This window comes from Xanthomonas sp. NCPPB 3442, from assembly GCF_056725145.1.
On record NZ_CM161514.1, the window covers coordinates 3851325 to 3864507 of the forward strand.

At 65.6% G+C, this 13183-nt stretch carries 10 protein-coding genes, 1 tRNA gene and 1 pseudogene; 7 read left to right on the plus strand and 5 right to left on the minus strand.

The annotated features are described in order from the left end of the window. Positions 1 to 114 precede the first annotated feature (114 nt). Entirely contained in the window at positions 115 to 1983 is a 1869-nt protein-coding gene (locus AC1POX_RS16570) for an ArnT family glycosyltransferase (RefSeq protein ID WP_277574293.1), read from the minus strand. Positions 1984 to 2017: 34 nt separating this feature from the next. Here AC1POX_RS16570 and AC1POX_RS16575 point away from each other — a divergent pair, with 34 nt between their 5' ends. From AC1POX_RS16575 to AC1POX_RS16590, 4 genes are read left to right on the plus strand one after another with little or no spacing between them, the layout of a single operon-like run. Further along, positions 2018 to 2971, plus strand: a complete 954-nt coding sequence (locus tag AC1POX_RS16575; RefSeq protein ID WP_031421433.1) for an AAA family ATPase — start codon at positions 2018 to 2020, stop codon at positions 2969 to 2971. Positions 2972 to 2975: 4 nt separating this feature from the next. Next, on the plus strand, positions 2976 to 3932 hold the full coding sequence (locus AC1POX_RS16580) for a DUF58 domain-containing protein (RefSeq protein ID WP_014089540.1): 957 nt from the start codon (positions 2976 to 2978) through the stop codon (positions 3930 to 3932). After that, positions 3925 to 5877, plus strand: coding sequence for a transglutaminase TgpA family protein (locus tag AC1POX_RS16585; protein ID WP_372356404.1), 1953 nt, complete (start codon positions 3925 to 3927; stop codon positions 5875 to 5877). The genes AC1POX_RS16580 and AC1POX_RS16585 overlap by 8 nt, the downstream gene beginning before the upstream one ends. Then, on the plus strand, positions 5874 to 6407 hold the full coding sequence (locus AC1POX_RS16590) for a Slp family lipoprotein (RefSeq protein WP_007968994.1): 534 nt from the start codon (positions 5874 to 5876) through the stop codon (positions 6405 to 6407). Before AC1POX_RS16585 ends, AC1POX_RS16590 begins: the two co-directional genes overlap by 4 nt. Before the next feature lie 117 nt (positions 6408 to 6524). Here the strand turns inward: AC1POX_RS16590 and AC1POX_RS16595 are convergent, their stop codons facing one another. The 4 genes from AC1POX_RS16595 to dnaX form a co-directional block, all read right to left on the minus strand. Beyond that, a complete protein-coding gene (locus AC1POX_RS16595) occupies positions 6525 to 6875 on the minus strand; it encodes a histidine triad nucleotide-binding protein (RefSeq protein WP_008571618.1) in 351 nt (116 codons plus the stop codon). Positions 6876 to 6982: 107 nt separating this feature from the next. Next, positions 6983 to 7576 carry a recombination mediator RecR gene (gene recR / locus AC1POX_RS16600; protein WP_011346623.1) on the minus strand — a complete coding sequence of 198 codons (594 nt, stop codon included), beginning with the start codon at positions 7574 to 7576 and terminating at the stop codon, positions 6983 to 6985. Between the two features lie 97 nt (positions 7577 to 7673). After that, a complete protein-coding gene (locus AC1POX_RS16605) occupies positions 7674 to 7994 on the minus strand; it encodes a YbaB/EbfC family nucleoid-associated protein (RefSeq protein WP_005913896.1) in 321 nt (106 codons plus the stop codon). A 6-nt stretch (positions 7995 to 8000) separates the two neighbouring features. Beyond that, entirely contained in the window at positions 8001 to 10052 is a 2052-nt protein-coding gene (gene dnaX / locus AC1POX_RS16610; protein ID WP_372356405.1) for a DNA polymerase III subunit gamma/tau, read from the minus strand. Between the two features lie 135 nt (positions 10053 to 10187). Here dnaX and AC1POX_RS16615 point away from each other — a divergent pair. The 3 genes and pseudogenes from AC1POX_RS16615 to AC1POX_RS16625 all read left to right on the plus strand — a co-directional run bounded on the left by AC1POX_RS16615 (position 10188) and on the right by AC1POX_RS16625 (position 13079). Next, positions 10188 to 10280 (plus strand) — tRNA-Ser (locus AC1POX_RS16615). Positions 10281 to 10365: 85 nt separating this feature from the next. Beyond that, entirely contained in the window at positions 10366 to 11886 is a 1521-nt protein-coding gene (locus tag AC1POX_RS16620; protein ID WP_372356406.1) for a DUF6538 domain-containing protein, read from the plus strand. 229 nt (positions 11887 to 12115) lie between these two features. Beyond that, positions 12116 to 13079, plus strand: a pseudogene (locus tag AC1POX_RS16625) (IS1595-like element IS1595 family transposase). Positions 13080 to 13183 lie beyond the last annotated feature (104 nt).

Consider the following 13183-nt stretch of genomic DNA (forward strand, 5'->3'; position numbering starts at 1 on the left):
CTCAGTATCTCTGATCGAGTTGCAACGCTCCTCACCCACAGCTACGTCTTCGGCCCGAGAAACAGGACAACGTAGAAGTTTGCTTGAACAGCGTGGCGACTCTTGCCGACCGCTCTAACGGGCGCTCGATCGGTGCAACTGGGCATCATTTCTGACAGTAAGCGGTTGCTCCCACCAATCTTCAACGCTGCCGTCGCGGCCGTGCAGGCGTAGCCCCAACCAATGAGTGCCGGGCGGCAAGGCGTGGGTGTCGAGCGCGGCGGTGAAGCCGACGTTGGGGTGCTGTGGGTCGTTGGAGATTTTCCAGTATGGGCGCACATCGAGCGGCGTGCCGTACCTAGCCTGCGCGACCGGGCGACCGTCGAGCAGCAGCTCGACATTCGCCAGCCCGACGCCATCCTTGAAGGCCCAGCCGCGCACCTCAAACTTGCCGGACACCGAGACCTTCGGCAGCGGCGCATCGATCCAAGCCATCGCCGGGGCCACGCACGGGCCCGGCTGGCGTTGCGCAGGCAGTGCGAACAGCAGAAAGCGCTGATAGCCGTGATCGGTGGACACCACGGTGGGCGGCGGCAGCGGGCCGACCATGTCGCAGATGGCGTGGTAGCGCTTCAACAGCTCGCGATAGCGCTGATCGCTGGGTGAGAGCACCAGCAGCCGTGGTCCGGTGCGCGTGCCATCGCTGAGCAGGCCCCACTGCTGCAGCTGCGCGCTGCGCCCGTGCTTGTCGTTCAACGCGGCATGCAGCACCTCGATCTTGGCGTCGTGCAATTGGAAGCCGAGCTCGGCGCCAACCTTGAAATTTTCTGCCAACACGCGCGTGCCTGGCGGCATCTGCGCCAATCGGGATTTGACCGCATGGGCCAGATCGTTCCAGCCGGCGAAGTTGCGCGGGTAGTACTTTTCGCCAGCGGCATGCGCGCGGATCGACGGCACCGACACCGCCAGGTAGTAGCCGTATGCGCCAAGCATGCCCAGCAGTGCGATAAGCCACGCCGCGCGGCGCAGCGGATGCGGCCAACGCATCAGGATCACCGGCACCGCCACCAGCAACGCCAGGTAGCCGGGCAATGGCCAGTGGAAGCTGATCCGCTCGGCATCGCTGAAGAAGCCCAGCACGAAGATCGCCACGGTCGAAATGCCGCCGAGCAAACCGAAATAGCGCCACTGCGCGCGCGAGCCGCCGCCGCTGCGGGTGCCGGCCAGACCGACCTTGACCATCGCCCAGGCCAGTAGCGGCGTCACCGCCACCGTCTGGATCAGCACAAACCACAGCCCGCCGATCTGGAACCGCCACGGGTGCCGGTCGACCAATTGAAAACGCAACCCGGCATCGTCGTGGTCGGTATTCCAGAACAGCAGCGGCAGCCAGCTCACCGCGCCGACGGTCAGTGCCATCCAGATGCGTGGGTCGCGCAACACCGCACGCCCCTGCGGGATGCACAGCAATGCGATGCAGCCCACCCCGATCACCCCGACAAAGCGGTAGTGGCTGAGCGCGCCGATGACCAGGCCGATGGCGAGCTCCAGCGCACTGGTGGCATCGACCTCGCGCAACAAGCGCGCCCCGGCATCCATGCACAGCACCGCCGCCAACGCCATCGGCACATCCGGCACGGCCAGAATGCCCAGCGTTGCAGACAGCGGCATCAGCAAGGTCAGGCTGCCAGCTTGCCACCCCATCGTGGAGCCGAACCAGCGTGTGGCGATATGCGCGATCAACCAGGGAATCAGCGCGGAAATGGCCAGAAACGGCAGCCGCAGCGCCAGCAGATGATGTCCGCCCAGCTCCACGCCCAGCCGCGCCAGCCAGGCGGTCATGCCCGGCAGATCCGAATACGCCGCCGCCAGATGCTGGCCTTCCTGCCAGTAGAAGGCCTCGTCAACGAAGAGCGGCAAGCGTGCGGCGATCAACAGCTTGACGGCTGTCGCCAGTGTCCACAGGATCACGAAGGTGCGATGTGCGCGTTGGTCCCCCTGCATTGCCCTGTGCACTCTTTTCACCTACGGAATTGTGATGTCGACACCGCTGCGTTCCACGGAAATGCTAACCGATGCGCTGCGCCAATCGCTGCGGCGCGCGCAAGACCAGGTCAATTCGCTGCTGCTGGGCAAGGCGCAGGAAGTGCGGCTGGCATTCGTGGCCTTGCTGTCCGGAGGACATTTATTGATCGAGGACCTGCCCGGCCTGGGCAAGACCACGCTCGCCCACGCGATGGCCTCCAGCCTGGGGCTGGGCTTCCAGCGCGTGCAGTTCACCTCCGACCTGCTGCCGGCCGATGTGCTGGGCGTGTCCGTTTACGACGCCGCCTCGCGGCAGTTCCAGTTCCATCCCGGACCGGTGTTCACCAACGTGCTGCTGGCCGACGAAATCAACCGGGCCCCGCCGCGTACGCAGAGCGCGCTGCTGGAAGCAATGGCCGAGCAGCAGGTGACCCTGGATGGCGTGACGCATGCATTGCCGGAGCCGTTTTTCGTGATTGCCACGCAGAACCCGGTCGATCTGTCCGGCACCTTTCCGCTGCCCGATTCGCAGCTGGACCGTTTTCTGCTGCGGCTGAGCCTGGGCTACCCCAGCGCCGATGCCGAGCGTGCGCTGCTGTCGGGTACGGATCGGCGCGAACTGATTGCCCAGGCCGCCCCGCAACTGAGCGACGCCGACGTGGTCGCGCTGCGCGGTGTGGTCAACCAGATCCATGCCAGCGATGCGCTGATCGGCTATGTGCAGGCCCTGTTGCTGCGTAGCCGCCAGCATGCCGGGGTGCGCGTGGGCCTGTCGCCACGCGCCGGGATCGCCTTGCTGCGCGCGGCCAAGGCCTACGCACTGCTGCTTGGGCGCGAGCACGTGCTGCCCGAAGACGTGCAGGCGCTGTTTGTGGCCGTGGCTGGGCACCGGCTGGTGCCGGAAGCCGAATCGTCGTCCGGGCCGGCACTGGCCAAGGCGCTGCTGCACAGCGTGCCGGTGGACTGACCTGGTGCGCGCGCACCTGCGCGGCATCGTCCGCCGACTCAGCCTGCTGGCGCGGCCGCGGGGCGCGGAGGGCTTGCCGATCGTGCTGGATCGGCGGCGCATCTATGTGTTGCCGACCCGCTTCGGGCTGTTCGTCACGGCGTTACTGCTGGCGATGCTGCTCGGCGCACTGAACTACAACAACAATCCGGCGCTGCTGCTCGCGCTGTTGCTGGCCACGGCCGGGATCGCCAGCAGCATCATGGCGCACCTGCAGCTATCGGCACTGCGTATCGAAGCGGTCTCGGCAGAACCGGTGGTCGCCGGCGAACCGCTGCGCATGCGGGTGTCGCTGGCGCGTCGCGATACCCGCGCGCGACGCGGGCTGCGGCTGGATCATCTGGACAGCAGCGGCTTCTGTGCGTTGATCGAGCACGACATGGCCGAGATCGACCTGCTGGTGCCGACCGAGCGCCGCGGCTGGCAGGATATCGAGCGCATCCGCCTGTCCAGCACCCAGCCGCTGGGCCTGGTGCGCGCCTGGTCGTGGGTATGGCCGGAAACGCCGTTGCTGGCCTACCCCCGGCCCGAAGAACAGGGTCCGGCGCTGCCCGAGGGGACGGGCTCGCCCAACAAGACGCGTCTGCATGCGCAAGGCGAAGAGCTGCACCAGCTGCGCCCGTATCGCGCTGGCGACGCTCCGCGCACCATTTCCTGGAAACACTCGGCACGGCGCGACACCCTCTTGGTGCGCGAATACGAACAACCGCTGGGAATCGACGTCACACTGGACTGGCGGGCGCTCAGCGCGCTGCCGTACGAGCGCCGCATTGCGCGCCTTGCCCGCTGGGTCAACCTGGCCGAGCGCGACGGGCGCCGGTATCGCCTGCTGTTGCCTGGCCAGCCACCGTTAGGTCCCGCGCAAGGACCTTCGCACCACCACCTGTGCCAACGCGCCCTGGCCCTGCTTCCGCATGACTGAGCCCTCGCCCCCGATCAGCCAGGCCAGCCGCGCCTGGGTACTGGCCACCAGTTGGCTGGCCTTGACCCCGCTGCTGTTGCAGTTGCCCGGCCTGCTTGCGGCCACTGTCGCGGTGGCGGCGGTGCTGGTCGGCGTGCTGAGCTGGCGCGGCACCTTGATGGCGCCGGTGCGGCTGTTGTTGGTGATCGCAATGCTGGCAGCGGTGTATTGGCAGATCGGCATGCGCTTTGGCCGCGATACCGGCTGCGCGGTGCTGGCATCGATGCTGGCGATCAAGGCCTCCGAACTGCGCACCTTGCGCGATGCCCGCAGCCTGTTGGGTTTTGCGTTGTTCGCACCGTTTGCCGCCTTTCTGCTCGACCAGGGCCCGGCAACGATGGGCCTGGCATTGTTGGCGGTGGTCAGCGCCTTGCTGAGCATGCAGCGGCTGGCCGACGAAGAACACCACGCCGCCACGCCGGCCCTGCGCCTGCAATTGCGCAGTATGGGCAAGCTGGTTGCCATCGGCGTGCCGCTGGCGCTGGCCACGTTCTGGTTGCTGCCGCGGCTGAGTGCGCCGCTGTGGGGCGTGCCCGAGCGCGCGCTATCCCGGCCTGGCCTGTCGGACAACATGTCGCCGGGCGAATGGATCGACCTGATGGCCGACGACAGCCCGGCCTTGCGCGTGCAATTTGCCGGCAAGGCGCCGCCGCCGCAACAGCGCTACTGGCGCGGCCCGGTGATGTGGGACTTCGACGGCCGCACCTGGCAGCGCGCGCGCTGGACCGGCCGCGGTCAGCCCGCTTCGGTCACCGCAGGTCCGCAAACCTACCGTTATCGCCTGGATTACGAGCCCACCGATCGCCGCCAGCTGGTGTCGCTGGATCTGCCTACCCAGGGCGTGCCCAACGCCGAGTTATCGCCGGACTACGAACTGTTCGCGCAACGGCCGTTGAGCGCACTGACGCGCTGGGACCTGCAATCGGCACCGCCAACGCGCTTCGATACCGACCTGCCCGACCAGTTGCGCAAGCGTGCACTTGCCCTGCCGCCCGGTTTCAATCCGCGTACGCTGACGCTGGCACGGCAATGGCGTGGCGAGGCCGGCAACAACGACGATGCGGTGGTGCAGCGCGCACTGCAGTGGATCACCCGAGAATTCGCCTACACGCTGGACACGCCGCTGCTCGGCCGCAACAGCGTCGACGAGTTCCTGTTTCAGCAAAAGGCCGGTTTCTGCGAACACTTCAGCTCCTCGTTCGTGGTGCTGATGCGCGCGGCCGGCATCCCGGCGCGCGTGGTGACCGGGTATGCCGGCGGCACCTACAACCGGTTGGGCAATTACTGGGTGGTACGCCGCATGGACGCGCACGCCTGGGCCGAAGTCTGGCTGGCCGGGCGTGGCTGGGTTCGCGTGGACCCCACCGCCGCAGTGGCGCCGGAACGCATCTATGACACCCTCGAAGATCGCCTGCAAGCCGGCGGCGGCAACGACTTCGCCGACCTCGGCACATGGGCCAGCCTGGGCCAGGTCAGCGACTGGCTGCGGCGCGGCTGGAACGAGCTGGTGCTGTCCTTCGACGCCGACCGTCAGCAACGGCTGCTGCAACCCTTCGGCATCGATCGCCTGGACACCTCGCAGCTGGCCGCCATCTTCGGCGTGTTCGCGGTAAGCGCGCTGGCGTGGATGGGCTGGCTGCTGGCACGTGGCGAACGTGAGCGCGACCCGTTGCTGCGCGCCTGGCACCGGCTGAGCCGCCGCTACCGCAAGCTCGGCCTTGCCCGTGAACCGCACGAACCGGCCGGTGTGTGGGCGCAACGTGTCGCCCGCTCACACCCGAATACGGCACTGTTGGCACTCAGCCAACGTTTCGCTGCCGCGCGATACGCTGGCGCTGATTCGGACAGCGCCACTCTCTTGAAAGACTTGCTGCAGCATCGCCCGCGAACCGGAGCTTCCTCATGAGTACCCGTTTTCTTGTTCCTCTTATCGCTGTGCTCGGGCTCGCAGCCTGCGCCACCGCACCCAAGCCGCTGCAGGGCCAGTTCCCCGCGGTCAGTCCGAGTGATTCAACTGCCAGCGCCCAGGTCGGCACGTCCGTGCGCTGGGGTGGCAAGATCATCAAGACCACGCCTGGCCAGGGCCAGACCTGCTTCGAGCTGATCTCGCGCCCGCTCAATGCCAGCGGTCGCCCCGACCGTAATGCCGTGGATGCCAGCGATGGCCGCTTCCTGGCCTGCCGCTCGGGCTTCTACGATCCGGCGGTGTTCGAGCCGGGCCGCGAAGTGACCTTCATCGGCAAGATCGAAGGCTACGAAACCACCAAGATCGGCGAATACGACTACAAGCTGCCCAAGGTCAATGCCGACGTGGTCTACCTGTGGCCGGTCGTGCGCGACGTGGAAGTCGTGCCGGCTTACCCGTATGGCCCGTGGGGCGACCCGTGGGGTCCGCGCTGGGGCGGCGGTTGGGGCTGGGGCCGCGGCTGGTGGTAATGCGCCGCTGAGCTGTGTTACTCGCAAAAACGCCGCTCGCAGGGAGCGGCGTTTTTGTTTGTGCACGACGATCGCTGCATGACGCGGCTTGCGCGCAACGCGCGATCCGACGACGCGTCAAGGCGTGCCGAAGCGGCCCAGCGGCGCACCGGCCAGCAAATGCAGATGGAGATGGAACACCGTCTGGCCGGCATGCTCGCGGCAATTCATCACGATGCGGTAGCCGTCTTGCGCCAGCCCTTGTGCACGCGCATAGGTCGCCGCTGCGATGGCCAGCTTGCCAACCAGCAGCGCCTGCTCCGGCGGCACATCGTCCAGGGTCGGAAAGGCGTGCTGCTTGGGAATGAAGAGCACATGCACCGGCGCCTGCGGCGCGATGTCTTCGAAGCCCAGCACCTCATCGTCCTCGTAAACGATGGTGGCCGGAATTTCGCGACGAATGATTTTGCCGAAGATGGTGTCGGTCATAGACGGGATTCGGGATTCGGGATTCGGGATTCGGGATTGGCCAAAGCTTACCGCGCGCGCCGACCGGCTTTTGCGAATCCCCAATCCCGACTCCCCAATCCCGGCCCTCAAAGCACCTCACTGCGGGTGCCGAAGGCGTGCGACAGGGTGCCGCGGTCCACATACTCCAGCTCGCCACCCAGCGGCATGCCCTGGGCGAGCCGGCTTGGGCGTACTGCGTGCTGGCGCGCCAGTTGCGCCAGGTAATGGGCCGTGGCTTCGCCTTCGACCGTCGCATTGGTGGCGATGATCATTTCGGTCACTTCGCCGGCAGCCAGACGCTCGCCGAGCCGATCCAGCCCCAGTTCGCGCGGGCCGATGCCATCCAGCGGCGACAGGCGCCCCTGCAGAATGAAATACAGCCCGCGGTAGCCGGTGGCATGTTCGATCGCCAGGCGATCGGCCGGCGACTCCACCACGCATAGCTGCTGCCGGTCGCGGCTGCTGCTGGCGCAAATGGTGCAGATTTCCGATTCGGTGAAGTCGCGGCATTGCACGCAATGCCCCACCTTTTCCACCGCGTTGCCCAACGCAGCGGCCAGCCGCCGCCCACCCTCGCGCTCGCGCTCGAGCACGTGATAGGCCATGCGCTGGGCCGACTTCTGGCCCACGCCGGGCAATACCCGGAAGGCCTCGATCAGTTGTTCGAGCAAAGTGGACATCGGGTGGCCGGGATTGGAAATTCGGGATTTGGGATTCGCAACGGCAAAGGCCTTTGCGCTTGGCTAATCCCGAATCCCCACTCCCGAATCCCCTCGCTTAGAACGGCAACTTCATGCCCGGCGGCAACTGCATGCCGGCGGTCGCAGAGCCCATGCGGTCCTTGGATTCGGCGTCGATCTTGTTGGAGGCGTCGTTGAAGGCGGCGGCGATCAGATCCTCGGCCATCTCCTGGTCGGAGAGGATGCTCGGGTCGATGCGCACCTTGCGGCACTCCTTGGCGCCGGTCAGCGTCACGCTGACCATGCCACCACCGGCGGTGCCGGTGACTTCCAGCTTGGCCAGTTCTTCCTGGGCGCGCTGCAGGTTTTCCTGCATCTTCTGCGCCTGCTGCATCAGTTGGGCAATATTTCCACGCATGGGTCGTTACTCGTCGTAAGGGCGGATGGAATCGGGCACGATCCGCGCGCCTTGCTGCTGGATCAGCAACTGCACCGTCGGGTCGTTCATGAAGGCTGTTTCGGCCGCGCTCTGGCGCTCGCCTTTCTGGCGGTTGGCACGCTCGTGCAAGGTTTCGACATCGGCGCTGCCGGTTTCGATGACGATGCGCGGCGGGTTTCCCAACACCGGTGCCAGCGCCTGCGCGAGGTTGGCGATGGAGCGCTCGGAGTTCAGATATTCGAAGCCCGGCGCCAGCGCCAGCCGCAGCACGCCATCGCGATGGCCGATAAATGCGGCGTTGGCGGCCAGCTGCCGCGACGGGCCATTCAAGCCGCTGCGCGTGACCAGCTCCAGCCATTGCTCGGCATCGGCGATGCGGCCGTCATCGAGCAGGGCCGTCGCGTCGGTCACCGAGTCTGATGCAGCCCCTGCCGTTGCCGGTGGCGCGACCACCGCTGGCTCCTCAAGCGACGAGGGCTCGACAAGCGAAGACACTGCGACCGAAGCCGGAGCCTCCACCACAGCGTCGGACGCAATCGCATCGGGGTGCGCGAGCTCGACGGTGGCAGCTGGCGGAGCCATCGCCGCTTCAGGCGCAAGCACGGCCATCGTGTCGGGTGCCGGCGCGACCTGCGCACGCACCGGCGCATCGTCCACTGCCCACGGCGGCGTGTCGTCATTACGCGCACTGGCTGCAGACGCACGGCTGGCCGGAGAAGACTCTTGGGGGGCAAGCACGACAACGGGAGGCGCAGCCGAAATCGGCGTTGCCCGGGTCGCTGATGCCGGCAAGGACGCTTCCGCAGCCGGCATCGTATCCGTCACCGCAGCAGGCGAGGCCACTACGGCGGGCGCTGCCGCTGCCGGCGCAGCAGCCTGACCGCCGGCAGCGCCAGAACGCGCACCACCGCCCGCCGTGGCACCGCGACCGTCGTCCGAGCCGCCAGCCGGCACCGCCGCTACGGGGCGGAAGGCAAGCATGCGCAGCACTGCCATTTCGAAACCGGCGCGCGGGCTGGGCGCCAGATACAGGTCGCGTCGCCCGTTGAGCGCCATCTGGTACCACAGTTGCACCACTTCCGGCCGCAGCTGCGCCGCAAACGGCGTCGGGTCGATCCCGTCGCCGACAAAGGCCACCGATGGCACCAACTGCTGCACCTGCACCCGGTGCAGGGCCTCGGCCAGGGCCTCCAGCACACCGCTCCAATCGGGCGAAAATTCGGCCAGCGCGGCCACCACCTGCAACAGGCGCGCGCCATCGCCATCGGCAAGCGACTGCAGCATCGCGCCGACCTGGGTGCGATCGACCGTACCCAGCATGGTGCGCACCACATCCTCGCGCAGCGCGCCGCCGGCATAGGCGATGGCCTGGTCCAGCAGCGACAGACCATCGCGCAGCGAGCCGTCGGCCGCCTTGGACAGCTGCACGATCGCCGACGGATCCGACTCGATCTGTTCAGCGGCCAGGATGCGCGTCATCTGCCCCTGAATCTGGTCTTCGTCCAATCGCTTGAGGTTGAACTGCAGGCAGCGCGACAACACCGTCACCGGCAATTTTTGCGGGTCGGTGGTGGCCAGCAGGAACTTCACGTGCTCCGGTGGCTCTTCCAGCGTCTTCAGCAGCGCGTTGAACGCCGCCTTGGACAGCATGTGCACTTCGTCGATCAGGTAGACCTTGAACTTGCCGCGCGAGGGCATGTACTGCGCGTTTTCGATCACCTCGCGCACATCGTCCACGCCGGTGTTGGATGCGGCATCGATCTCCAACAGGTCGATGTAGCGCCCGGCGTCGATGTCCAGGCAGGCCGGGCACGTCCCGCAGGGATCGGCACTGGTGCCGGTCTCGCAATTGAGCGATTTGGCGAAGATGCGCGCGATGGTGGTCTTGCCCACGCCACGGGTGCCGGTGAACAGGAACGCGTGATGCACGCGCCCACTGTCGAGCGCGTTACTGAGCGCGCGGACCACGTGTTCCTGGCCTACGAGTTCGGCAAAACGCTTCGGGCGCCACTTGCGGGCGAGAACGAGATAAGACATCGGGCAACCGGCTCTGTTTGAGCCGATATTGTGCCATGCCCGGTCTCAGCGACTGCGGCTGGAAGATTCAGCTTGTGGTACGGGCCGGCGACCGCTAGAATTTGCGGCCCTGTTCGACCACGGTCGGGCAGGCACGGAGAGGTGTCCGAGTGGTTGAAGGAGCACGCCTGGAAAGTGTGTAAGCGTCTAAACCGCGCTTCGGGGGTTCGAATCCCCCTCTCTCCGCCAGAATACGCAAACCCCTGAGAAATCAGGGGTTTTTTGTTAGCGTAAACACTGGCTGCAGCTGCGCAAGTCGGAACACACGACGCCCATGCGCATCCCTCATCATCTTGTTCGAGCCCCCTCCGGACTCTGGTCCTACCGACAGCGTGTGCCGGTCGATTTGCAGCCCATCGTGGGTCGCCAGACCTTCAAACGCACCCTGCACACCTACGACATGCGCGAGGCAAGACTGCGCGCGCTGACCCTGGCCGCCCGCTATGCTCAGGTCTTCACTGTGTTGAAGGAACGACGCATGCAAAGCCAAGACGACGACCTGGACGCGCTTCTGGCGCGCCTGACCGGCACCCAACGCCCGCAGGAGCTGACCTTGAATCGGACGCGCTCGGCGGACGGGTCGATCACCGAGCAATGGCAGATCGACACCCCAGAGGACGTCACACTCTTCCAGCAGCTGATGGCGCTCACCGCCCCGCAGCCCAGCGCGCTGGGGGAGCTGATTCAACAGCACGTGCCGCCTCTCCCCACGCCGAGGCGGGTAACCAAACCTTCCCTCGAATCAATCACGCTCGGGAAGGCCCGAGACGCCTGGCTGAACAGCCTCAAGGGCAGCGCCCTGCCCAAGACCTGGACCATCAAGCGGACCGCCATCGAGCTGTTGACCAGCTTCTTGGGCGAGAAGACCAAGCTGCACACGGTCACCCGCTCGGACTTGGCGCGTTGGTATCAGGACATGCGGGAAAAAGGCGCCTCTACACCCACGCTCACCAACAAGCAGTCATACATCGGCGGCAAGGGCGGGTTCTTCGAGTGGGCCCAAGCCTCCGGCCACTACCCCCGCGGCGACAATCCTGCGTCTGGGCACGTGAGCTACTCCAACCGCGAGAAGCGGGCCCGGCGCAAGTTCGCCTTCAAAGCCTACGACGCCCACCAGGTCCAGGCCTTGTTCGCACCCGCAGCCTTCGAGGGCCTGCCCCTGACCGCGCGGTGGGCCTCCCTCATTGGCTTGTATACGGGCGCCCGCGCTTCGGAGGTCGGCCAACTGCTGACCGCCGACGTGGTGGAGGACGGCGGTATCCCTTGCATCCAGATTTCGGACGAAGGCGAACACCAGAAAGTGAAAACCGACGTGAGCTTGCGGACCGTGCCGGTTCACCCCGACCTGCTCGCCCTGGGCTTCCTAACCTGGGTCGAGCGGGCGCGAACCGAGGGCCAGGAGCGCTTGTTCCCGGCGGCCAAGGCCGACGCTAAAAATGGGCAAGGCAACTGGATCTCCAAAGCCTTCAGCCGGCACCTGGTCGAGGTGGGCAAGAACTGGCCCACGGCCAAGCGCGGCTTCCACTCGCTCCGCAAGACCTTGATTCAAGAGTTGCAGGGCGCGGGCGTGGTGTCCGAGCTCCGGGCTCAGTTGGTCGGCCACGAGTTGGACGACGAGCACCACGTCACTTACAGCCGGGCGTTCACCGCCAAGGAGAAACTCAATGGCCTGGGGAGCGTATCGCCGGGGCTCTCGGTGTTGGCCTACGGCCTCGGTCTTCCTGCCCTCCTACCGTTGCTCAAAGAACCACCGCCGAGCAAGAAACCCTCGAAGCCAAGGAAGCAATCCACATGAGCACACCCAGACTTCCGCACGAATCCCGCGCCGCCGTGATGGCAGATTGCGACAAAGTCCATCGACCTGCCGCTCGATGTGAAGGTCTAGAGCCTTTACGAGGAACGTTCTAATCGAGGGATTGATCAAAAATTTTACCTGATTAGCCCTGACCTTCAGCCGCCAGTCGCAGGATCTGCGCCGCGCTGGGTGGATGCTGCTGTCACTCTGAAGCCAACGAGGTGACGTGATGAGCATCAATGCGGTGCAGTTCCAGGCTGGATTGTCGATGCCTGAGTTCTTCGCGTTCTACGGCACCGAGGCCAAGTGCTATCGCGCGCTCTACACGTGGCGTTGGCCGCAGGGCTTTCGTTGCCCTGTTTGTGCCGGGCGCGTGCGCTCGCGTTTCAAGCGGCGTGCTGCGATCTACTACCAATGCAGCGCGTGCCGGCATCAGACCAGTCTGATGGCAGGCACGATGTTCGACGGCACCAAACTGCCGCTGCGCACCTGGATGCTGGCCTTGCACCTGTTGACCTCGACCAAAACCAACATGGCCGCACTGGAGCTGATGCGTCATCTGGGGGTTAACTACAAGACGGCCTGGCGGGATGAAGCACAAGATCATGCAGGTCATGGCCGAGCGTGAAGCCACGCGGAAATTGGCGGGTTTCGTGCAGATCGACGATGCCTATCTCGGCGGCGAGCGTAACGGTGGCAAGGCCGGACGCGGATCAGAGAACAAACAAGCGTTCCTGATTGCGGTGCAGACCGATGCCACCTTCACCGCGCCGCGCTTTGTGGTGATTGAGCCGGTGCGCAGCTTCGACAACACCTCGCTGCAGGACTGGATTGCCCGTCGCCTGGCGCCCGAATGCGAGGTCTACACCGATGGGCTGGCCTGCTTCCGCCGGCTGGAAGACGCCGGCCACGCGCACACCACGCTGGACACTGGCGGTGGTCGTGCCGCGACCGAAACGGCCGGTGCACGTTGGCTCAACGTGGTGCTGGGCAATCTCAAACGCGCCATCAGCGGCGTGTATCACGCTATCGCGCAAGGCAAATACGCAAGGCGCTACCTGGGAGAAGCGGCCTATCGTTTTAATCGTCGATTCCGCTTGCGCGAGATGCTGCCGCGACTTGCCACGGCCATGATGCAATCCAACCCATGTCCAGAGCCGGTCCTGCGTGCAGCGAGCAATTTTCATGGCTGAGAGTCAGGGCTAATCAGGAAATTTTAGGAGGCAATGGACTTTTGAGCTCGCAATGGAATCCTCTAAATAAAAAGCTACTCACTGGGAACTACTGACAATGACCC

Coding starts and splice junctions, on each gene's coding strand:
- AC1POX_RS16570 (WP_277574293.1), bottom strand. CDS start 1,983: ATGCAGGGGGACCAACGCGCACATCGCACCTTCGTGATCCTGTGGACA.
- AC1POX_RS16575 (WP_031421433.1), top strand. CDS start 2,018: ATGTCGACACCGCTGCGTTCCACGGAAATGCTAACCGATGCGCTGCGC.
- AC1POX_RS16585 (WP_372356404.1), top strand. CDS start 3,925: ATGACTGAGCCCTCGCCCCCGATCAGCCAGGCCAGCCGCGCCTGGGTA.
- AC1POX_RS16590 (WP_007968994.1), top strand. CDS start 5,874: ATGAGTACCCGTTTTCTTGTTCCTCTTATCGCTGTGCTCGGGCTCGCA.
- AC1POX_RS16595 (WP_008571618.1), bottom strand. CDS start 6,875: ATGACCGACACCATCTTCGGCAAAATCATTCGTCGCGAAATTCCGGCC.
- recR (WP_011346623.1), bottom strand. CDS start 7,576: ATGTCCACTTTGCTCGAACAACTGATCGAGGCCTTCCGGGTATTGCCC.
- AC1POX_RS16605 (WP_005913896.1), bottom strand. CDS start 7,994: ATGCGTGGAAATATTGCCCAACTGATGCAGCAGGCGCAGAAGATGCAG.
- dnaX (WP_372356405.1), bottom strand. CDS start 10,052: ATGTCTTATCTCGTTCTCGCCCGCAAGTGGCGCCCGAAGCGTTTTGCC.
- AC1POX_RS16620 (WP_372356406.1), top strand. CDS start 10,366: ATGCGCATCCCTCATCATCTTGTTCGAGCCCCCTCCGGACTCTGGTCC.